Origin of the sequence: Pseudomonas salomonii, assembly GCF_900107155.1 — a bacterium.
Lineage (GTDB): Bacteria > Pseudomonadota > Gammaproteobacteria > Pseudomonadales > Pseudomonadaceae > Aquipseudomonas > Aquipseudomonas salomonii.
In genome coordinates, this window is record NZ_FNOX01000004.1 from 40,845 (window position 1) to 62,624 (window position 21,780).

At 54.8% G+C, this 21,780-nt stretch carries 19 protein-coding genes and 1 pseudogene; 11 read left to right on the forward strand and 9 right to left on the reverse strand.

Annotation, left to right across the window (positions count from 1 at the left end; translation table 11 throughout):
- The first annotated feature begins 36 nt into the window (after positions 1-36).
- On the forward strand, positions 37-603 hold the full coding sequence (gene nudE, locus BLV67_RS10170; protein ID WP_017135384.1) for an ADP compounds hydrolase NudE: 567 nt from the start codon (positions 37-39) through the stop codon (positions 601-603).
- Positions 600-1,436 carry a 3'(2'),5'-bisphosphate nucleotidase CysQ gene (cysQ, locus tag BLV67_RS10175; protein ID WP_056860705.1) on the forward strand — a complete coding sequence of 279 codons (837 nt, stop codon included), beginning with the start codon at positions 600-602 and terminating at the stop codon, positions 1,434-1,436. The genes nudE and cysQ overlap by 4 nt, the downstream gene beginning before the upstream one ends.
- A 127-nt stretch (positions 1,437-1,563) precedes the next feature.
- On the opposite strand, the gene BLV67_RS10180 is transcribed toward cysQ, so the two are convergent.
- The 5 genes from BLV67_RS10180 to rfbB all read right to left on the reverse strand — a co-directional run bounded on the left by BLV67_RS10180 (position 1,564) and on the right by rfbB (position 6,962).
- The gene (locus tag BLV67_RS10180; RefSeq protein WP_069786702.1) at positions 1,564-2,019 is read right to left on the reverse strand and encodes a thioesterase domain-containing protein; all 456 of its coding nucleotides are present in this window, start codon (positions 2,017-2,019) and stop codon (positions 1,564-1,566) included.
- A 17-nt stretch (positions 2,020-2,036) separates the two neighbouring features.
- Complete coding sequence (locus tag BLV67_RS10185) at positions 2,037-3,422, reverse strand: sigma-54-dependent transcriptional regulator (protein WP_065930830.1); 1,386 nt, start codon at positions 3,420-3,422, stop codon at positions 2,037-2,039.
- Positions 3,419-5,227 carry a sensor histidine kinase gene (locus BLV67_RS10190; protein WP_069786703.1) on the reverse strand — a complete coding sequence of 603 codons (1,809 nt, stop codon included), beginning with the start codon at positions 5,225-5,227 and terminating at the stop codon, positions 3,419-3,421. Before BLV67_RS10190 ends, BLV67_RS10185 begins: the two co-directional genes overlap by 4 nt.
- Positions 5,228-5,292: 65 nt before the next feature.
- A complete protein-coding gene (rfbC, locus tag BLV67_RS10195) occupies positions 5,293-5,838 on the reverse strand; it encodes a dTDP-4-dehydrorhamnose 3,5-epimerase (RefSeq protein WP_069786704.1) in 546 nt (181 codons plus the stop codon).
- Positions 5,839-5,879: 41 nt separating this feature from the next.
- A complete protein-coding gene (gene rfbB, locus BLV67_RS10200) occupies positions 5,880-6,962 on the reverse strand; it encodes a dTDP-glucose 4,6-dehydratase (RefSeq protein ID WP_069786705.1) in 1,083 nt (360 codons plus the stop codon).
- Positions 6,963-7,059: 97 nt separating this feature from the next.
- On the opposite strand from rfbB, the gene BLV67_RS32930 reads away from it, so the two are divergent.
- The 6 genes from BLV67_RS32930 to BLV67_RS10225 all read left to right on the forward strand — a co-directional run bounded on the left by BLV67_RS32930 (position 7,060) and on the right by BLV67_RS10225 (position 11,916).
- Positions 7,060-7,206, forward strand: coding sequence for a hypothetical protein (locus BLV67_RS32930; protein ID WP_158235247.1), 147 nt, complete (start codon positions 7,060-7,062; stop codon positions 7,204-7,206).
- 121 nt (positions 7,207-7,327) lie between these two features.
- Positions 7,328-8,434 (forward strand): agmatine deiminase, encoded by a 1,107-nt coding sequence (aguA, locus tag BLV67_RS10205; RefSeq protein ID WP_058422624.1) that lies wholly within the window; start codon positions 7,328-7,330, stop codon positions 8,432-8,434.
- A 234-nt stretch (positions 8,435-8,668) separates the two neighbouring features.
- A complete protein-coding gene (locus tag BLV67_RS10210; RefSeq protein WP_056860698.1) occupies positions 8,669-8,887 on the forward strand; it encodes a hypothetical protein in 219 nt (72 codons plus the stop codon).
- Positions 8,888-9,371: 484 nt separating this feature from the next.
- Positions 9,372-10,658: an OprD family porin gene (locus tag BLV67_RS10215; RefSeq protein WP_069786706.1), complete on the forward strand. Its 1,287-nt coding sequence runs from the start codon at positions 9,372-9,374 to the stop codon at positions 10,656-10,658.
- A gap of 338 nt (positions 10,659-10,996) precedes the next feature.
- Complete coding sequence (locus BLV67_RS10220) at positions 10,997-11,218, forward strand: tautomerase family protein (RefSeq protein WP_069786707.1); 222 nt, start codon at positions 10,997-10,999, stop codon at positions 11,216-11,218.
- Positions 11,215-11,916, forward strand: a complete 702-nt coding sequence (locus BLV67_RS10225; RefSeq protein ID WP_068931360.1) for an SDR family NAD(P)-dependent oxidoreductase — start codon at positions 11,215-11,217, stop codon at positions 11,914-11,916. Before BLV67_RS10220 ends, BLV67_RS10225 begins: the two co-directional genes overlap by 4 nt.
- Positions 11,917-11,934: 18 nt before the next feature.
- On the opposite strand, the gene BLV67_RS10230 is transcribed toward BLV67_RS10225, so the two are convergent.
- Positions 11,935-12,822 (reverse strand): AraC family transcriptional regulator, encoded by an 888-nt coding sequence (locus BLV67_RS10230; protein WP_069786708.1) that lies wholly within the window; start codon positions 12,820-12,822, stop codon positions 11,935-11,937.
- Positions 12,823-12,910: 88 nt separating this feature from the next.
- Here BLV67_RS10230 and BLV67_RS10235 point away from each other — a divergent pair, with 88 nt between their 5' ends.
- Positions 12,911-13,429 (forward strand): hypothetical protein, encoded by a 519-nt coding sequence (locus tag BLV67_RS10235; RefSeq protein WP_244160711.1) that lies wholly within the window; start codon positions 12,911-12,913, stop codon positions 13,427-13,429.
- A gap of 65 nt (positions 13,430-13,494) precedes the next feature.
- Here BLV67_RS10235 and BLV67_RS10240 read toward each other — a convergent pair whose 3' ends face one another.
- Positions 13,495-13,779 carry a DUF3077 domain-containing protein gene (locus tag BLV67_RS10240; protein WP_068931363.1) on the reverse strand — a complete coding sequence of 95 codons (285 nt, stop codon included), beginning with the start codon at positions 13,777-13,779 and terminating at the stop codon, positions 13,495-13,497.
- A gap of 1,006 nt (positions 13,780-14,785) precedes the next feature.
- On the opposite strand from BLV67_RS10240, the gene BLV67_RS10245 reads away from it, so the two are divergent.
- Together BLV67_RS10245 and BLV67_RS10250 are read left to right on the forward strand one after the other, a co-directional pair.
- A complete protein-coding gene (locus BLV67_RS10245) occupies positions 14,786-16,738 on the forward strand; it encodes an AAA family ATPase (RefSeq protein WP_069786710.1) in 1,953 nt (650 codons plus the stop codon).
- Positions 16,723-18,717, forward strand: coding sequence for a UvrD-helicase domain-containing protein (locus BLV67_RS10250; RefSeq protein WP_069786711.1), 1,995 nt, complete (start codon positions 16,723-16,725; stop codon positions 18,715-18,717). Before BLV67_RS10245 ends, BLV67_RS10250 begins: the two co-directional genes overlap by 16 nt.
- A gap of 77 nt (positions 18,718-18,794) precedes the next feature.
- Here the strand turns inward: BLV67_RS10250 and BLV67_RS10255 are convergent, their stop codons facing one another.
- On the reverse strand, positions 18,795-19,880 hold the full coding sequence (locus BLV67_RS10255; protein WP_069786712.1) for a DUF4238 domain-containing protein: 1,086 nt from the start codon (positions 19,878-19,880) through the stop codon (positions 18,795-18,797).
- A gap of 489 nt (positions 19,881-20,369) precedes the next feature.
- A pseudogene (locus BLV67_RS33315) lies at positions 20,370-21,347 on the reverse strand (integrase domain-containing protein).
- Positions 21,348-21,780: the final 433 nt, after the last annotated feature.

A 21,780-nucleotide genomic window follows, 5' to 3' on the forward strand; every position in this document is an offset into this window, starting at 1 on the left:
ACGGTATAGTAACCCGATCACGCCAAGGAGCCGCTTATGCGCCAGAAACCCACCGTCCTCGCCCGCGAAATAGTCGCCAGTAGCCGTTTGTTCCGCGTGGAGGAAGTGCAATTGCGCTTTTCCAATGGCGTTGAACGGACCTACGAGCGCCTGGTAGGCCGCGGTGCCGGTTACGGCGCGGTGATGATCGTGGCGATGATCGATGCCGACCACGCGTTGCTGGTGGAAGAGTACTGCGGCGGCACCGACGAATATGAATTGTCGTTGCCCAAGGGCTTGATCGAACCTGGCGAGGACGTACTGGCGGCGGCCAACCGCGAGCTCAAGGAGGAGGCCGGTTATGGCGCGCGCCAGTTGGAGCACATCACCGAGCTGTCCTTGTCGCCTGGTTATATGAGCCAGAAAATTCAGGTGGTACTGGCCACCGAGCTGTATGAAGAACGCCTGGAAGGCGATGAACCTGAACCGATGCGCGTGGAGCGCGTCAACCTGCGCGAGCTGTCGATGCTGGCGCAAAACGAGCAGTTCAGTGAAGGCCGTGCATTGGCGGCCCTGTATTTGGTACGAGACCTGTTGACCCAGCGTGGAGCTTTTGTCGCATGAGCGAACTGTTTTTAGGCCATCCGTTTATTGCCCCTGTGATCGAGCTGGCGCGCCAGGCGGGTGAAGTCATCCTGCCGTATTGGCGTGCGGACGTGGCGGTCACCTCCAAGGCGGATGATTCGCCGGTGACGGCGGCCGACCTGGCGGCTCACCACCTGATCCTGGCGGGCCTTACCGCCCTGGACCCGAGCATCCCGGTGCTGTCCGAGGAAGATGCCGATATCGACCAGAACGTGCGCGCCGGCTGGCAGCGCTGGTGGTTGGTGGACCCGCTGGACGGCACCAAGGAATTTATTTCCGGCAGCGAAGAATTTACCGTCAACATTGCGTTGATCGAGCAAGGCCGCGTGGTATTTGGCGTGGTGTCGATGCCCACCAGTGGCCGCTGCTACTTCGGTGGCGCGGGCCTGGGCGCGTGGCGCTCGGATGTAAGTGAAGCACCCAAGCAGATCCAGGTACGCCAGACCCCGGCTGCGGGCGAGGCCTTTACCGTGGTCGCCAGCCGCCGCCATAGCAGCCCGGAGCAGGAACGCCTGCTCAGTGGCTTGAGCGAAGGCCTGGGTGAGCTGAAGCTGGCGAATATCGGCAGCTCGCTGAAATTCTGCCTGCTGGCCGAAGGCAGCGCCGATTGCTACCCGCGCCTGGCGCCGACGTCACAGTGGGACACGGCCGCAGCCCAGGGTGTGCTGGAAGGGGCGGGTGGTGAGGTGCTGGAGTTGAGTGGTGCGCCGTTCAGCTATCCGGCGCGGGCTTCGTTGTTAAACCCGTTTTTTCTGGCGTTGCCGGCCAAGGCAGCGTGGCGTGAAAGGTTACTGACTTTGGCCAGATCTTAAAGCCACAGCAAATCAAAATGTGGGAGCGGGCTTGCTCGCGAATACGGTGTATCAGACACATACACAGTGACTGACACTCCGCTTTCGCGAGCAAGCCCGCTCCCACAGTTGGTTTGTGTTGTGGCAGTTAGCGGTGCAGGACGTATTGGCCAATAAAGTTAACGGCCCGTTCCTCACTGCCCTCATTCACAATCCACGTCTCCAACGCCAGCCGCGCCCGGCCATGGCGCTGGTACGTCGCCACAAAGCGCTTCCACACCTTGTCTTGCGGCGCCGCGCAAATGGCGATCGCATCCTGAGTCACCGGCAGCGGATAACTGATCTGCCCTTCCTGAATCACGATATGCCCGTCTTCAACACCTTCTTCACGCAGTCTCAGGTGCAGCCAACCCCAACCCGCCAACACGGCGCCGCAATAGAGGCTGCCGCCAAACATGGTGCTCTTGTGGTTGATATTGGCCTGCAAGGGCAGGTGCAACTGCAGTTGGCTGTGTTGCCAGTCGAGCACCTTGAGGCCCATTTCCCGGGTGAGGGGAATGTCGTGGTGAAGGATCGATTCCAGGTAGCGGCTGTCGCGGTTCATGGCGGTCTCTTGGCGGGTCATTCGTCGTCGGCGCTGTGGCTGGCGCTGTCGGCGAAATTCAGGCCGTGCTTGCGCAGTTTGTCGTGCAGGGTTTTGCGCGGGATGCCCAGGGCTTCGGCGAGGCTGCGCACCGAGCTGTGGGGGCGGGTCAGTTCGGCGGCGATCAGGCTTTTTTCGAACTGCTCGACTTGATCGCTCAAACCGCCAGAGGTTGACGTCAGCACGCCCGCGGCGGGGTTGTCCGCCGTGGCATCGAGTGCCAGCTCCAGCCCAAGGGCAAAGCGCTCGGCTGCATTTTGCAGTTCACGCACATTGCCCGGCCAGCTGTGGCGCAACAGCAGGGCGCGTTGGCCCGGTTGCAGTTCGTGCAACGGCAGGCCGTGGCGGCTGCTGGCTTCATCGGCAAAATGCTGGAACAACATCAGTGCATCTTCACCGCGCTCGCGCAGCGGCGGAATGCGCAGCGGCGCCACGTTGAGACGGTAATACAAGTCGGCCCTGAAGCGTCCCTGGTCGGCGGCCTGGCGCAGGTCTTCCTTGGTGGCGGCGATGATGCGGATATCCAGCGGGATCAACTGATTGCCGCCCAGGCGCTCGACCACTCGCTCCTGCAACAGGCGCAGCAGCTTGACCTGCACGTCCAGGCTCATGCTTTCGATTTCATCGAGGAACAGCGTGCCGCCATTGGCGAACTCGAACTTGCCGATACGGCGTTTCTGCGCGCCGGTAAAGGCGCCGGGCTCATGGCCGAACAGCTCGCTTTCGACCACCGATTCCGCCAGGGCGCCGGCGTTGATCGCCACAAACGGCCCGCTGCGGCGGCTCGACAGGTCGTGCAGGGCGCGGGCCACCACCTCTTTGCCGGCGCCGGTTTCACCGAGGATCAACACGTCGGCGCGGGTCGCCGCCAGGGCGCCGATCTGTTCACGCAGGCGCAGCATCTGCGGCGAATGCCCGACCAGGCGCGTGCTCAGTTGCTGACGATCACTGAGGGCCAGGCGCAGGCTGCGGTTGTCCAGCACCAGGCGGCGCAGGGCCAGTGCGCGGCGCACGCTGTCGAGCAGGGCGTCGCTGGCGAAGGGTTTTTCGAGGAAGTCATAGGCCCCGGCGCGCATGGCTTGCACCGCCAGCGGCACATCGCCGTGGCCGGTTATCAGCAACACCGGCAGGTCCGGGTCCTGGCCGTGCAGTTCGGCCAGCAGCTCCAGGCCGTCCATGCCGGGCATGCGGATATCGCTGACCACCACGCCCGGCCAATCGCGGGACAGGCGCGCCGTGAGGCCGGTGGCTTCGCCCAGAGTCAGGACTTTCAGCCCGGCCAGGTCCAGGGTCTGGCACAGGGCCTGACGCAAGTGTGGATCGTCGTCGATCAACACCACCTGGATCTGGTTATCGATACTCATACACTGCGGTCCTCGGACGGTTGCAGACTCACGCCCGGCGAGCCGGCACGCAATTTCAGGGTTAACAGCGCGCCGCCTTCCTTGTGATTGGCGAACAGCAATTCGCCGCCAAAGGCACGCATCAACGTCTCACAGATCGCCAGGCCCAGCCCCAAGCCCTGGGTGCGGGTCTTGGTGGTGTAGAACGGCTCGCTGGCGCGGCCCAGGGCTTCCATGCAAAAACCTGGGCCGTTGTCGCGAATGTACAGGTTGACGCCCTGTTCGGTGGTTTGGGCACTGAGCCACAATTTGCGCGGCGGGCCTTTTTCGGTAAGGGCGTCGAGGGCGTTGGCCAGCAGGTTGCCGAGCACCTGGCGCAGGCGGGTTTCGCCGGCTTGCACCCACAAGGTCGCCTCGGGTAAATCGCGGATCAATTCGACTTCCATCGAACGCCGCCGTTTGGCCAGTAACGCCAAGGCATCGTCGAGCGCCGGTTGCAGGGCCACGCTTTCCGGGGCGTGGCGGTCGCGGCGGGCGAAGGCGCGCAGGTGCGCGATGATCGAGGCCATGCGCCCGGTCAGTTCGCTGATCAGCTTGAGGTTGCCACGGGCGTCGTTGGTGCGTTCGTGGTCGAGCAGGATCTCGGCGTTTTCCGCGTAGCTGCGGATCGCCGCCAGCGGCTGGTTGAGTTCGTGGCTGATACTCGCCGACATGGTGCCCAGCGCCGACAGCTTGCCGGCCTGCACCAGGTCATCCTGGGCGCGCACCAGTTCCTGCTGGGCGTGTTCACGCTCCAGCACTTCCTGTTTGAGTCGGCGGTTAAGGCCTTCGAGGTCGCTGGTGCGCTCGATCACACGCGCTTCCAGCTCGCGGCGGGCCTTGGCTTCGAAGGCGATGCGTTCCAGGTAATGGCGACGGCGCTGCATCATCAAACCCAGCAATAGCATCAACACCAATAACGTCGCGCCGCCGACGGCCACCACGGTGCGCACCGGGCGATTGATCAGCGAGCGCGGTGCGAGGATTTCCACGGTCCAGCCGGTTTCGGCGATGGCCGTGGATTGGCGCAGCCACGCCGTGGTGCTCAACGCCAGCGGCTGCGGGTCGCGGGTCGGGTAGGGCTGGATGGCGATGATTGCCTGGCGCTCTTCTTCCGTGAGCGGCCGGGTCGCCCGGAAGCGCCATTGCGGGCGCGAGGTGAGGATGACCACGCCGTTATGGTCGGTCACCAGCAGTTGCTCAGGGGTTTTGCCCCACAGGCTTTCGGTGTGGTCCAGGTCGACCTTGACCACCAGCACGCCGATTATTTTGGCGCCGTCGCGCACGGCGGCGGCGAAGAAGTAGCCGCGTTTGGCCGAGGTGGTGCCCAAGCCGAAAAACCGCCCCAGACGCCCGGCCATGGCTTCGCTGAAATAGGGCCGGAACGAGAAATTACGGTCGACAAAACTGTCCTGCTTGTCCCAGTTGGAGGCGGCGAGGGTCTTGCCGGTAGTGTCCATCAAGTACATCACTTCCACCCCGGCCTGAGCGGCAACCTCCTTGAGCAGCAGGTTGGCGTTGGTCAGGTTGGCGCTGACCTGGGGCGCATCCAGCGCGGTGCGCAGGGCCGGCAAGTCACCGAGTATCTGCGGCAGCACTTCATAGCGGTGCAAGGTGCCGAGCAGGTTGGCGACATACAGGTCGAGGGTTTGGCGGTTCTGCCCGGCCAGTTCGCTGCGGTAATAGCGCTCGGCCAGATGCTCCAGCGGCCACAGCAGCGGTGCCAGGCACAACGCCAGTAAGGCGAGGCTGCGCCAGCGAGGTCTACGCGGGAGGGGTGGAGTCATGGGAGTCATGCGCCTGTGGGGACAGGCGCATTATGCCTAGGGCCGGCGTGCAAGGCACTCGCCGGTCATGCAAACAGATCGGCGTCTGCCAGGGCCTTGCCGATCTGATCCTTGGCGGACAAGGTTGGGGTGCCCTCAAACTGCCAGTCAATCTTGAGCTCCGGGTCGTCCCAGCGAATACAACGCTCAGCCGAAGGCGTGTAGTAGTCAGTGGTCTTGTAGAGGAACTCGGCGTAGTCGCTGAGCACTACAAACCCATGGGCAAACCCCTCTGGAACCCACAGTTGGCGGTTGTTTTCGGCGGACAGGCGCACGCTGGTCCACTGGCCGAAAGTGGGCGAACTGCGGCGAATATCCACCGCCACGTCCAGGACCTCACCGGCGGTCACCCGCACGAGTTTGCCCTGGGTGTTTTCTATCTGGTAGTGCAAGCCACGCAGCACGCCCTTTTGCGAGCGAGAGTGGTTGTCCTGCACAAACTCCAGCTGCAGGCCGGAGGCTTGGGCAAACGCCTTGGCGTTGAAACTCTCATAAAAAAAGCCACGCTCATCGCCAAATACCTTCGGCTCGAGGATCAAGACTTCGGGCAGCTTGGTCGCGATTACATTCATTGGTTTCCCTCGCCGGGTGAACGGGTCGTGTGATCAGAACCTTATGCGATCAGGTCTTTTGGGTCGGTATTGCCCAGGCGCTCGCCTTGATAGCTGCCGTCCTGGACCCTGCGGCACCAGTCCAGGTTATCGAGGTACCACTGCACGGTTTTGCGCAGGCCGGTTTCAAAGGTTTCTTCCGGGACCCAGCCCAGCTGGTGTTCGATCTTGCTCGCGTCGATCGCGTAGCGCTGGTCGTGGCCCGGGCGGTCTTTGACGAAGGTGATCAGGTCGGTGAATTTCTCCACACCGGCCGGGCGCTGTGGCGCCAGTTCTTCGAGCAGGCCGCAGATGCCGCGTACCACGTCGATGTTCTTTTGCTCGTTGTGACCGCCGATGTTGTAGGTCTCGCCGACCACACCTTCGGTGACCACTTTGAACAAGGCGCGGGCGTGGTCTTCGACGAACAGCCAGTCGCGCACTTGCAACCCGTCGCCGTAGACCGGCAGTGGCTTGCCGGCGAGGGCGTTGAGGATCACCAGCGGGATCAACTTTTCGGGGAAGTGGAATGGCCCGTAGTTGTTCGAGCAGTTGGTCAGCAGCACCGGCAGGCCATAGGTGCGCTGCCAGGCGCGCACCAGGTGGTCGGAGGCGGCTTTACTGGCCGAATACGGCGAGCTGGGTGCGTAAGGCGTGGTTTCGGTGAACAAGTCGTCCACACCGTGGAGGTCGCCGTACACTTCGTCGGTGGAAATATGGTGGAAGCGGAACGCGCTCCTGGCCGGTTCCTCCAGGGTCTGCCAATAGGCGCGGGTGGCTTCCAGCAGGCTGTAGGTGCCGACGATGTTGGTCTGGATAAAGTCCGAGGGGCCATCAATGGAACGGTCGACGTGCGACTCGGCGGCCAGGTGCATGATGGCCTGCGGCTCAAAGCGCGCCAGCACGGCGCTGACGGCGGCCTGGTCGATGATATCGGCCTGCACGAACTCATAGCGGCTGTTGGCGGCGATGCTGGTGAGTGACTCCAGGTTGCCGGCGTAGGTGAGTTTGTCCAGGTTGAGCACTTCGTGCTCGGTGTGTTGAATCAGGTGACGAACCAGGGCAGAACCGATGAAGCCGGCGCCGCCGGTGATGAGAATGCGCATTCAGAGAGCCTTTTTTCCAAGACAGACATTAAGCCAGAGCATAGCTTGAGTTGCGCAACGGGGCGGCGCAAGCATACTCGGGTGAAGAAGGGTTGCCTTGATCGCCTGCGCGAGTTGGGTTTCCATGCTGCCGACCGGCGACTGCCTCAACATCCTCAAGATCAAGCCGCCGAGGGTGACGTCTAAACGCAGCGTGGATTTCTTTGTCGACAGGGTGTCGAAGGTGCTCGATGAGCCACTGTAGGTTTTCGATTGTTATCGACTAACCGCTGTCATATTTGTCATTAATGATCTTTTATCACTTTTAAAGCCGATTTTTATCCGTTATAAAGTCGGCCTTCACCCCATTCGGAGTCCTGAACGCCATGACCACCCTGCACAGCACACCTCGCGCCGATGGCTTCTACATGCCTGCCGAATGGGCGCCGCAAACCCAAACCTGGATGATCTGGCCCGAGCGCCCGGACAACTGGCGCCTGGGCGGCAAGCCGGCGCAGGCCGCTCACGTGGCGGTGGCCAAGGCGATTGCGCGCTTTGAACCGGTGACCGTCGCGGTGTCCGCCGGCCAGTACGAGAACGCCCGTGCGCGCCTGGATGTGCCCAATATCCGCGTGGTGGAAATGTCCAACGACGACGCCTGGGTGCGCGACACCGGCCCGACCTTTGTGATCAATAACAGTGGCGAAGTGCGCGGCGTGAACTGGGATTTCAACGCCTGGGGCGGCTTTGACGGCGGCCTGTATGCGCCGTGGAACCGCGATTCGCAGGTGGGCGGCAAGATCCTCGAGATCGAGCGCGTGCCGCGCTACCGCACCGAAGGCTTCGTGCTGGAAGGCGGTTCGATCCATGTCGACGGCGAAGGCACGGTGATCACCACCGAAGAGTGCCTGTTGAACCGCAATCGCAACCCGCATCTGGACCGCGCGGCCATCGAAGCGGTGCTGCGTGACCATTTGGCGGTGGATAAAGTCATCTGGTTGCCGGATGGCCTGTTCAACGACGAAACCGACGGCCATGTGGATAACTTTTGCTGCTACGTGCGCCCCGGCGAAGTGTTGCTGGCCTGGACCGATGACCCGCAAGACCCTAACTTTGCGCGCTGCCACGCCGCCATGGCCGTGCTGCAAAGCAGCACAGACGCTAAAGGCCGCCCGTTCACAGTGCATAAAATGCCGATCCCGGGCCCGTTGTACGCGACCGAAGAGGAATGCGCCGGTGTCGACCCGGTCGACGGTTCCCAGGAACGTAATCCGACTGTGCGTTTGGCCGGTTCCTACGTGAACTTCCTGATCGTCAACGGCGGCATCATCGCGCCGAGCTTCGACGACCCGCTGGACAGCCAGGCCAAAGAGATCCTGCAGAACCTGTTCCCGCAGCACGAAGTGGTAATGGTGCCGGGCCGTGAACTGTTACTGGGCGGCGGCAATATCCATTGCCTGACCCAACAACAGCCGGCACCGCACAAAAATTGAGTGCGGTTGTAACAGCGTTTGAGTGAACGCCGAGCGCTACCTGTTTAAAGCCCTTACAGCAAGCCCGCAGCCTGGCTAGGTTGCGGGCTTTTTTGTGCCCGAATGCCTATAAACACGGGACATTGGCATAGCTCTTGTATCGGTGTTGCCACAGTGGCCCAAGGTGATGACTGCACAGTTCTGTCACAAACCTTGAGTAAGTTAGCCGCTCACGCAGTAGGAGAGAGCGCTGGAATGAATGCCGATATCAACCTGATCTACACGCGCCCGTTCCACCCGACGCGGGTTAGCGGTGATGCGATCCATGCGCTGGCGCTATGGTTGAAGGCAAACGGCTCGCGACAGGTGAGGCAGCAACAGCCTGACGTGCGCAGCGTGATGAGTGAACGCTACCCGGCGGGGTTGTTCAGTGAGGATGAGCTGCAAGCGCTGTGCGAACTGCTGAAAAACTGAAGCCCACCTAGATCCATTGTGGGAGCTGGCTTGCCTGCGATGGCATTCTGTCAGCCAGCGACTCTCCAGCAGGTATACCGCTTTCGCAGGCAAGCCAGCTCCCACATTGACCGCGTGAAATTTAGAAGTTGTAGGTGCCTGTTGCCCACGAGCTCGCAAACACACCCTCGGCTAAAATGTTACATAATGTGTTTTCTTGACTAATCAGACGATTTTTCAGGCCTGAGCGAAGGCCTTGGAATGCACCGCTTAGAATTATTTCGCCTAAATACAGACGATTCACGAAATTGACACATAGTTCAACGCGCGCATAGGATTGCGCCCAACGCCTGTGGCTCACCGCCATGACTCATCCAATAAAAAAAGGCCCGCGGCAGTTCAGTCGTCCGCGGGCCTTCTTTTTTTGGATAACGTCGACACCAGAAAAGCGACACGGAGCCTGGTGTCACAGCGCGTACTCAACCAGTAATAAGGAATATAAGAAATGTTGAAGCAACGGATGAGTCTGATCGCTCTGGGGATTTTGAGCGCATCGGCAGCAATGGCTAACGACCAGGAGCAATCCAAGGGTTTCGTGGACGACAGCCACCTGAACATCGCAGCACGTAACGCCTACATCAGCCGTGACTACAAAAACGGCAAGCAAGACAAAGCCGAATGGGGCCAGGGCTTCATCGGCAAGTTCGAGTCCGGCTTCACCCAAGGCACCGTCGGTGTGGGTGTGGACGTGATCGGCCAATACGCCATTCGCCTGGACGGCGGTAAAGGTCGCAGCGGCGCTGGCGGTATCGACTTCTTCAAGCAAGGCGACAGCGGCGAAGCAGCCAACGACCTGGCCAAGGGCGGCGCTGCCGTCAAGTTCCGTGTCTCTAACACTGTACTCAAGTACGGTGACCAGATGCCGGCTGTGCCTGTGTTGCAGTACGACAACTCCCGTCTGTTGTCGGAAACCTACACCGGTACGTCGATCGTTTCCAAAGAGATCGCCGGCCTGCAACTGGACGCTGGTCACTTCACCAAGGAAGCTCGCAAGAGCGCCGAGGGTTCCGACAGTGGCGCGCTGAAAAGCATCGACTACATCGGTGGTAGCTACAAATTCACCGAAAGCCTGTCGGCCGCGTTGTACGCCTCCAACATGCAGGACGTGCTGAAGAAGCAATACGTCAACGTCAACTACGTGCTGGCCCTGCCAGAAAAACAATCGTTGACCTTTGACTTCAACGGCTACAAAACCAAGCTGGACCGCAGCTTCGCCCTGGAAAACCAAGGTGATGCGGACGCCCGCGACAACAAAATCTGGAGCCTGGGCGCTACCTGGGCTGTTGGCCCGCACAGCTTCACCCTCGCTCACCAGCGCAGCACCGGCGACACCGGCTACCTGTACGGCGGCTACCGCAACGCTGGCGGTATCGGCGACGGCGGCAATACCATCCTGCTGGCCAACTCCTACTGGTCCGACTTTAACGGCAAGGACGAGCGCTCCTGGCAAGCAGGCTACGGCCTGGACTTCAGCGCCTTCGGCGTGCCTGGCCTGACCTACAACATCGCTTACGTGCGCGGCACCAACATTGACGACGGTTCCAACCGTGGCAGTGGCACCGAACGTGAAATCTTCAACCAGTTCAAATATGTCGTTCAAAGCGGCCCAGCCAAAGACCTGAGCCTGCGCGCTCGTGCGTCCTGGTTGCGCGTCTCCAGCAACGCCAGCAACTACAACGTAGGCGGTAACGAAATCCGTCTGTTCGCCGACTACCCGATCAACGTTTTCTAATTGATCGCACGTCGCGCCTGATGCCAGGCGATAAAAAACCCCGACTGGTTCGGGGTTTTTTTATGCCTTTGGATCAGCGCCGGTGATCGTTCCCCCGCTCTGCGTGGGAACGCCTCTTGGGACGCTCCGCGTCCCGCCGTCAACGATCAAGCATGGTTTTTTATCAGTTTTGCGGACGCCAATAGGTGGCGTCCAATCGTGTAGAAGTACCGTAAGAACTTGTTACACCACATCACTAATGTAGTACTCAAACCCCCATTTATCTCACCTCAGCGCACGCCTAAATTGACCCCACTGCCGGCCCATCACCCCGATGGCCGACCACTGGAGCCATCACCATGCCCTTCGTCAGCCTGCGCATCACCCGTGACGGCGTGACCCCTGAGCAAAAAGCCCAGGTCATTGCCGAGTTCACCGAAACCCTCGAACGCGTGCTCAACAAGCGCTCGGACCTGACCCACATCGTCATCGAAGAAATCGACACCGATAACTGGGGCTACGCCGGCGTCACCACCACCGAATACCGCAGATCCCAAGCCCTTACCGGAGAAACACAATGAGCAAAGTCGTGATCATCACCGGCGCCTCCCAAGGCATCGGCGCTGCCGTTGTCCAAGCCTACCGCGCCCTCGATTACCGCGTGGTTGCCACCTCGCGCTCGATCCAGCCATCCACCGACCCGAACATCCTCACGGTGCCCGGCGACATCGCCGACCCGGCCACCGCCCAGCGCGTCATCCGCGAAGCCCTGGCCACTTTCGGGCGCGTCGACAGCCTGATCAACAACGCCGGCATCTTCATCGCCAAACCCTTCACCGCCTACACCCAGGACGACTACGCCAACGTGCTGGCGGTGAACCTCAACGGGTTTTTCTACATCACCCAACTGGCCATCGCCGAGATGGAAAAACACGGCGCCGGCCACATCGTCAATGTCACCACCAGCCTGGTCGATCACGCCATCGACGGCGTGCCTTCGGTACTCGCCAGCCTCACCAAAGGCGGGCTGAACGCCGCGACCAAATCCCTGGCGATTGAATACGCCAAACGCGGCATTCGGGTGAACGCGGTAAGCCCGGGCATCATCAAGACGCCGATGCATGGCGAAGATTCCCACGCCGCATTGGGGCAATTGCACCCGGTAGGGCGCATGGGCGAAGTGAGTGATATCGCCCAAGCGATCACCTACCTGGAGAGCGCCGGGTTTGTCACCGGTGAGATCCTGCATGTGGACGGCGGGCAAAGCGCCGGGCACTGATACACCGGCACGCCCGGCCTAGACTGGCCGGGCGTTATCATCCCGAGGCGAGCGCCCGAAAAAGGCTTTATAAGCCCGACTGAACGCAGCCTCGGACTCATAGCCAATCGCAAAACCCACCTCACCGATGCGACCTTCCTGCTTGGCGAGCATGCTTTTGGCCAAGGTCAGCCGCCACTCATTCTGGTACCGCAACGGCGAGCGCCCCACCAACGCGCTGAACCGCTCGCAGAAATTGGAACGCGACATACCGGCCACTTCCGCCAGCGCATCAATGCGCCACTGCTGGCCCGGCGCTGCATGAATAGCCCTGAGCGCCCGCGCGATACGCGCATCCGACAACCCGCCCAGCCATCCCGACGCAGCCCCTTGCTGCACCCAAGTGCGCAGGATGCGGATCACCACCAAATCAATCAGGCGGGAAATCATCAACGCCCCGCCCGGCTGCGTGTCATGGGCCTCAAGCAACATGAAATGCAGGATGCCTTCGGCCCAGGCGGCGGCTTCGGTTTGCCGAATATGAATAAGCCGGGGCAGGGCAAACAGCATCGCCTGGAAACTGCTCGCGTCGAACCAGAACCGACACACCACCACACTGGCCGGCCCATCGCACGCCGTCAGCGTGATGCCCGTGGGGTCGTGAGGAAGCAACAGTACATCGCCCTGTTGCAGCGTACTCGGCGCGTGGCCGCCGCCCTCCAGTTGCAACTGGCCTTGCTGAAGCACGCAGATATGCGCGCTGTTTTCATCCAGCTCGAGTGGCTGCTGGTCGGCCAGCGCAGAGGAATACACCCGGTCCCCCGTCAGACGAATCTGCGCCAGCACCTGCGACAACAGATCGCCTTTGGCCAGCCCCTCCAACTGCATTTCCGGATGAATGATCAAATTATCGAGGGGATTCATCATGTCTGCGCGGCCACGCCTTCACTAAGCTGATCCCCAGATCATAGCGCGCCGCCGCCATCGCGATGAACGTTTCCAGCGCGGCGCGTTTATGCACATCATCCACCCACACGGGACACACACCATGTTCGGAATCTCCCCCCTCGGCTGGCTCCACACCCTCGGCAGCCTGCCCGCCATCCCCCTGGCCGCCTACATGTTCATCCGCCACGGCCGCATCGTGCCCCGCTCAACACCCGGCAAGCTCTACCTGGCATCAATGCTGATCGGCGCCTTCAGCGTATTCCTGGTCGCCAAACAGCCCGTGAGCAACATCATCGGCATCATCACCCTTGCCCTGCTCGCGGCCGGATATGCAGCAGGGCACATAACCTGGCTGGGCCGCGCACGCGCATACCTGGAAACAATCTTCCTGAGCCTGACCGCGTTTTTCCTGATGGTACCCACCGTATCCGAAACACTGCGCCGCGTGCCCGACGGGCACCCGTTCGTGACAGACCTGCAATCCCCCGTGCTGCTCGGCGCACAAGGCAGCATAGCGCTGGCGCTGGTTATTGGCGTGACTGCGCAGATGATCTACCTGCGCAAAAAAGGCGGCCAATTCGCCTAAAAGCGCTTTTATGTGGGAGCCGGGCTTGCCCGCGATAGCGCCCGCCCGGCCACCCCATTTACCCCTTACTGCTCAGCATTACAGGGCGACGCCAACACCTTCACCACATCATCAATCACCGCCTTGCTCATCTCCTGCAAATAATGCGACGCCCAGGCATAACGGTCCGTCTCCTTCGTCATCGCCGCATCCTCTGCGAGCAACTTGGCGACGTGGAGCAAATCGGAAACGTGGTGCAAGGCTTCATGCAGGGAAACGCCGCTGTTGACGCGGAACAGAGGTTGGTCGGAATGAAAGGAGAAAGGGGTGACGCCGAGGGTGGTGAGTGCGGGTGGATTTGTTGCGGTCATTGGTGGAACTCCCATATTGAGTGAGAGCAGCACGTTCGTTGTGAAAAACGAATGCGTGGCGCTATTGGCGCCTGCATCAAATCGGGTTCTCAGGCCCGGTCGCTGGGTGGCGGCGACGGGGGGAGGTTAGCGTGGTGAGGGGTGGGGAGCAATCGGGAAAATTGATGGGTTTTTTTTTCGGTCGGGTCAGGTGGCACGGATAGGTGGCTGGGGGAATTATTGGTTTTATGAGGGCGGCATAATTATTGGCTAGCCATAATTTTGAATAAAACCTGGGAGGCGGGGTTGAGGGTGGTTTTTGGTGGGTCGGTGGGTTTGGGGAGTACGTCTACCGGGACTGACGTTGAGCTGAGCAAGGCGTCATAGAAATCGAGATTTGGAATGAGGCAAGCAACCCGAGATTTTAAGTGTGGACGCTTTTTGGGCATTTCGGCCGAAAAGGTGATTTGACTTTTTTGCGGTTTCCCAAATCCCAGAAACCACAAAGCCCCGCATTGCGGGGCTTTGAGATATGGTGCGGCACCAGGAGTCGAAAAAACAGAATTGTTCTATATATATCAACGTGTTAAGAATAAAAACATTTCATTTCTATCTCTAATCCTACCCTTTAACTAATTTTAATGGGGTGTGTGAGCTATATCATCCGCATGTACAAGTACGACGCCCCTCACTCTTAATTCTGCGTAATAACCAACATATGTCCGCATACTAAAACCTTGAGTCGGCTGGCATATGGCCAGTTTTGCGCTAAGCTTGAGCCCGTCAAAACAGAGGGGGCCTAGCCATTTCATAGCCTTATTTGCTTCTCACAGGTTCCGCTCAGAGTGTTTTGTGGACTTGGTATTGGGATGCGCTTATTTTAAATACCTAATTACTAGGCTTTTAGATGGGGGGTTAATGGAAAGCAATTGCGCGATAGTAGTGATCAATCTTTGATTATTAATCAGTTCGACCGTTTATTTAGGTTCGGGCGACTATTAACTTTATACGGATATAAGATAATCACGTGAAAATTACAAAAATATCGGCAGGGAATTTTAGAGCGTTGCAAGACGTAACTCTAGACTTGAGAGATAGCTTGTCACTATTGATTGGTAGGAATAATAGCGGGAAAACATCGTTGCTTGTGTTGTTCGAAAAATTCTATGAGCCCGGGAGTGGCTTTAATTATAATGACTTTCCACTCGCTGCTCGTAAAGAAATAATTGCTATTGATCACGCGAGTGATGTCTTTTCTTTGTCAATCAATATGCGTTTGGAAATTGAGTATGGCGAAGGTGATAATCTTCGATATTTGTCAGAGTTTTTACTGGATCTTGATAGCAAAACCAATAAAGTCAAAATCCTCTTTGAGTGCGTTATAAATAAGGATTTTTTACTTCGGGATCTAGAGCAGTTCGATGGCGAGAAAGAAAGGTTCTTTCGTAAAAATTTAGAAAAATATTTGCAAACAAATGTGTACGCGTACCTCAACGATGATGACCTTCTAAAGGATAATAGGGGGAGGCTTGTAAAGAAAGATATTTCTTTAATTAGGGATCTAATAAATTTTCAAATAATCCATGCCAAGCGTGACGTCGCAAGCAGTGAAGGGGGCAAAAAAATGCTTTCCAAGCTTACGACGCAATACTTTAATAAGGCAAACAAAGACACTACTGATTTTGATCCAATTAATAATTTGCTTCTAAAAATAGATGAAAGTCTTGAACAGAGTTATACAGAATTTTTTGAGCCGTTCTTGAAAACGTCCAAGGCGTTTTTGGGGATAGAGGATATTAAAATTGTTTCAAATCTAGAGTCTAATGAGATTTTAGAGAACAGTTCCCAGGTTGTATACGGCGAGCGCTCTCAGTTTCTACCAGAGACGTTCAATGGTCTTGGGCACATGAATATCCTATATTTGCTTTTGAGTGTAGAGATAAAGAAAGAGTCTTTCGCTAAAAGCGGAAAAAATATAAATTTGCTTTTTATTGAGGAGCCAGAAGCGCACACTCATCCACAAATGCAATATGTCTTTGCCAATCAAATAAAAAACATTTTAAAGGAGATAAATAACATACAGGCTGTGATCACAACCCATTCATCTCATATTGTCTCTCAGTGCGACTTTAAAGATATACGATATTTGCAGAATTCAGATGGGCGCACCCGCATAAAAAACTTTTACTCGGATCTTAAAGAAAAATACGGAGATGATAAGGCATCGTTTAAGTTTCTTGAGCAATTTTTAACCCTAAATTCATGTGAGTTGTTTTTTGCAAGTAAAGTAATTTTTATTGAGGGTGTCACGGAGCGTATGCTTTGGCCTTATTTTGTGGAGCTGTTTGATAAGTCCCCACAGCGTGATCAGAATCACATATCCCTGTTTTCTCAAAATGTCACCATCCTGGAAGTCGGGGCAAATGCCAAAGCGTTTAAAAATTTTCTTGAGTTTTTAGAGATAAAAACTTTGGTCATAACTGATATAGATACAACCAAAAAAGGGTATGACTCAACAAAGCCTGTCCCTAAAATTATCTATCCCGCATCTAAGGTCGCGGAAGCAGATCATATAAGTAATGCGACGTTAAAATATTATTACGAGGCTCCTGAGTTCTCAGAGAGTGTAAAGTTTACTGACTGGTTTGGTAAGTTGGTAAAGCATGAGTTGGCTCACTCCTACGACAATATGTTCATTGCATATCAGAAGTATGAAGTCGGTTACCATGCACGAAGCTTTGAGGATGCATTCGTACATTTAAATAAAGATATTATTATTAATAATTTGGATGGAATTAATGGCTTGAAAAACAGGGAAGCGTTTAAAGAAAATCTCGATGCTTATGATCTAATAGATAAGGTTTTGGATAAGAAATCTGCCTTTGCTTCGTCCTTGTTGTACTTGGCGCTAACTGATGATCAAGTTACTTGGCGGATACCTGCTTACATTGAGGAGGGTTTGGTATGGATATCAAAATAACGCCTTTTAATCAGGTGCTATCATGCCTGGAAAGTGAGACGAGTTTTTTGCTTCAGGGGGGCGCGGGTAGTGGAAAAACCGAAACTTTAAAGAAGTTGCTTGATCATTTATCTAGAAGTATGCCAGACAAAAAGGTCGCCTGTATTACTCATACAAATCTGGCCGCAAATGAAATTAAGGCGCGTGCTGGCGACTTACATAGCATAAGCACCATTCATTCCTTCTTGAATGGAATTATCAAATCCTACAAGCTTGATATACATAAAATAATTCATGAGATTTTTCAGCTGGATGAATTTGTAGCTGGGGAGGCAATGGAGGATGAGAAAGAGTATAAAAAGTTAGAGCATGATCGATACAAAAAGAAATATGAAAAATACGCTGATAAGGCATATTTTATATTGGGATATAAAGAAGATAAGGTTTTGGGAAAGCGTGACTATGATAATAAGTCATCGACCGCGAATGAAGCGCTAAATGAAAAAATTCGACATTTGAATGGAGAGATAAAAGACGCTATCAATCGTGTCCCAAGTCATAAGATAACTTATAATGAAACAGCGTTTGATAGTTTGCGCGAATTGAGTTTTGGACACGATGGGCTAATAAAGGTTGCAGTTTCACTTTTTAGGAAATATCCAAAATTAAGGAAAATTCTATCGGATAAATACGACTATATTTTTGTTGATGAGTATCAAGACACTTCGCCTGATGTTGTTAAGGTTTTTCTTGATTATGTTGCGGCGGGTACCGATGTCACATTTGGTTTTTTTGGAGACTCTATGCAGGGGATTTATGAAGATGGCATCGGAGATGTCGACGCGTATGTCCTTTCAGGGGCTCTTCATAAGATTAACAAGGAGGATAATTTTAGGTGTTCAGAACAGGTTATAAAATTTATAAATAAACTAAGAGATGATGGTCTAGAGCAGAAAGTTGCACTCAAAAAGATGGATGGGGGTGAAAGTGAAAGCTTGGAGTCACGTCAAGGACGAGTGAAGCTTTTTTGTGCAGTTCATACGGATAAGCCGCATAGTAGTAGTTCGTCTGAACAAAAGGAGGCATACCAGAATAAACTATACAGGTTGATTGAAAAGACTCAGGCTTCAGTCGATTATAAAACTTTAATGCTAACCAATAAAGCGATTGCTTCAAAGGCGGGCTTTGGGCGGCTTTATGAGATTTTTAACTCTAGGTTTGGTCAGTCAACTAATGAGAACTTAGAGAAAATTCTAAGCGCTTGCCATTTTTTGGATTTGTACAATTTGTACGAAGCTTTTGCCTCTAATGAACATTGGAAAGTTATTGAGCAGGTTAAGAAGTCTGGTTTTTTGATAGATAGCGTAAATGATAAAGAGATTTTGTTAAGGTCATTGAGTAGTATCTTTGATTTGACAGTGCCGATCCATGATTTAACCCGTCGTGCCTTTGAGTTAAAATTGATTAAAAGGTCAGAGGCTTACGATCGATTCATTAAGAGAAAAGACCTGTTCCTAGAACAACTTGAAGGCTCTCACCGGTACAGGGAGTTCAAAGAGGCGTTCATAGGAGGGCTGAATACTCACAGTAGGCTATCGAAGTCTGGATTTGAAATTGATGAGTATGAGTTCCGAGATCTAGAGCGTGATTGCAAACGGGAAATTTTCTATACCAATTACTTTGGTTTTGATCTGACTCTGAAGGATGTAATTTGCTACTACGATTATCTTGGTGAAAAAACAAATTATATTACGATGCATAAAACTAAAGGCTCTGGGATACAGAATGTGTTAGTGGTGGTTGATGAGTTTTTTTGGAGGGATTACAATTTTAAGAACATATTTTCTTCCAAGGATATATTGTCAGAAAATCGTAAAATCATATATGTCGCATGCTCTAGAGCTATTGAAAATCTAATATGTGTGAAACTGGTCGATGAGGTTGAATTATCAACGGTTAGTGATTTTTTTGAAGACGTTGAAGTTTTGGAGTTTGATTGAATTTTTGAGAAAGATTGGATTTTTTTGCAGTTCCAGAGGGGGGCCTAATTTGGTCTCCCTCCATATATTTATAAATTTCAGCTGCCAGTGGGCATGAACCATTCTCGTTGTTCTGGTTGGTAATTGCGCCCATCCCACGAATCTCGATCAATCAACAAATCGCTTGTGGCTAATTTTGGGCAGGCAGCAAAAGATAGGCTTGGGATGAAGGAAAGTTGTTCGTCAAATTGATGCAAAATTTCCTTATTTTCTTCTTCATGCTGTACGACGAATGTTCGAATTATTCCCTTTGTTTTGAATTCCTTCTTGCACGCATTTTTCCATAGGTCGTGAACATAGTTTGCGTTTTCAATGTCGTCAAAATATGCAGCTGAGGCAGCGCTGTGAAGCTGCAAGCTGTTTAGCTGGTCTATATCTTTGGCATGTCGAACGTCAATGTTGCCATTTTTGTTTGGCCTCACTTTGTATACATTCCTGTCGTATAAGAAAATCGCAGTGCGAGGGCTAAGCGGAAAGAAAATAATTAGTCCAGGGTTTCTCATACCAAGAACACCTCTGGAGCAAATATTTTGCTGGAAAGGGTTGGAAAAAACTACTGGTGCATCGCCAAAAATAAAAGGTTTGTTTGTCCTGTTTTTAAGTATTGCACGCCCCAGGTCGAAGAGAAAATGAGCGTTGGAGACCGACTCGATTATCTCGATTTTCTGAAACTCCTTTGCGTCTGGGACTACTGTTGTTGATTCTCGAAGCTGCTGCTTAATCTCATCTGATAAGTCTTCGCAATTGTTTATGGCGATCTCGAGAAATAAGTTTGCTATGTGTTGGCTTTGATTGCGTCTGTCGAGTCGAGTCGCTAGTGTTCTTGAGCGTTGGAACATAATACTTTGAAGGATTAAAATCACCTCTGAGTCGGCTAGTGAGGCGAAGGATTTGCAATCTTTTAGCTTTTTTAGCGGAGCTAAGAAACAACTTTCTAGTTTTGTTATGCTGTCCTCTACTACCTTATCCCCATAGAAGTAGCTTTTAGATGCCTGACCTTTGATTGAAGCCTTAGTTACCAGTTTTCCCGTGGATTTGTTTATTAGAGATATGCTTTTGCCGTTGTTTGAAAAGAAACGGAAGTAATACTGTGGTACATAGTGTTGATTCTCTTTGTCTGCCATTTCTTGGGCTCTGGGGGGCTTGGTTTAAGGTCAGGGAGTCGAGCCTATCGAAAATGTTGGCTTTTAACCATGACAGGTGTCTTTGGATCGTTCTCAGGCGCTGCCTCCTTTTACATACCATTGTCAAAGCGAACGCAAGCGATGAGCAATACCGGTGCAATCGCCTTTTATTTAGAGGCACTTCATCCGATACTTTGTATCAATCTCGGTCCCCGCCTATCGCTTTGAACCGCCAAGCCTTGCCTAATCGAATAGTGAGCAGCCGCACTGTCAGCAGATAGTAGTAGCGCGTTGACTCAGCGCGCTGGTTTAAGTGTTGATTTATAAACCAGGTGAGATGTTTTTGCTGCCAAGACCATGGATTGGCTCGTTGCCAGCGTTCATCTATAGCTGATTGGATAACCTTTGCCTGACGGATGTGGCGATGCCGCGTGGCTGGTGACCCGGTGAGTGCACCCTCTAGGAATAGTGCCATATCGAATGGCTTGCTCAAGTGCGGCCACCGATGTAAGCCGATACCACGTCGATACGACCGTGCCCCAGCTCATAGCTGATTTGTGCTCGGGCCTCCTGATCGAGGTGCCGATCGAGTTGGTAGCAGCTGCCACCGTTGATGGGTGCAGGATGCTGTGTGATTTGTTCATAGCGTTCGCACGCGTAGGCCGCGCGCAATTCGTGGAAGCCCTTGAGATTGTGCGTATGAAGAATCTCCCGTGCAGGACGAACGATTCCCCGTTGGAATTCGAGGTAGCTTTCGTTCGGTGCCAGCAGGTTGCGGCTGCTATGCGGTAAGACCTGCTTGGCATATCTGAGTGCTTCGCGAGTATGCTCGTCCACTATGATCCAGCGAGGTGCTGTCGCACCGCAGCGGCCACCTTTGGTGCCGTCCTGGATGTTGACCTTGCCCTAGTGTTCGGCTTCACGTTTGAGACGTGGCAGGTCGGCTAGTATGGCCTCGCGCAAGCGCATGCCGGTGGCGCGGGCCAAGAGGGCGATGGCGGCCGCACGGGGATGCTGTTCGCGAAGCGCTTCGACGATGCGCATAACTTGCTCATGATCTTGGCCTTGGGGAGCGGTTGTGCGAACGTTGGTCCGCTGCATTCCCAACGCGTCACTCGGGCTCGGCACTTTCACATACTGATCACCACGAAGCGCGGCCATGGTCCGGTTCACGCTGGACAACCGGTTTTGCGCGGTGGCGGTGCCTATAACGCTTTGTTCGACTTGTTTACGCAGATGTACTGCGTAGTCCAGCAAGGTCTGCCGATCAATCTGGCGCGCATCGTTAAACCCGGGCCCATCCTCCGACCGTCACCAGCGTACAAACGCCTGCCAGCGATCACTGTGCGCTTTGACCGTGCCGTAGTGCCCACCGCCAAACAGATCGCGCAATGCCTGCGGCCCGGCGTAGCTCAACTGCCGACCATAGCCAAAATTGCGCCCATCTCGTTTACCGACCAACGCCATGATCGAACTCCTCTCGAAGCCAAAACCGTTGAAACCTTCCCCACGTCATCCCGCCTATTGGGATGTTGAGTGTTATCAGGGACCAAGGCCCCTGCGGCCTGTGAGGGTTGTCCACTCACGCGGGACTTACGGCTCCCGACCGGGGGCTTGGGCATCTCATGATCTGGCCTCCTGAGCACTTCCGAAGACGTGGGCGGGTGGAGGCTGCACTGGCGGACGAGACCTGCGCCGCGAGATCCTGAGTCGGGTGAAGGCAGTGAAGCGATGATCGGGGCATACCTGACTGTCAGTCAGGTGCAGTCCATTCCGTGGGCTACGGCACCATCATCTGCATCGCTGTTGCTGGTGACTTCGGTGTTTGTCACGCCGATTGTCACGATGGGGAATGCCGCAATGCCTTGTACGAGTTGGGCTGCAGCAGTGGTAGGAGTGC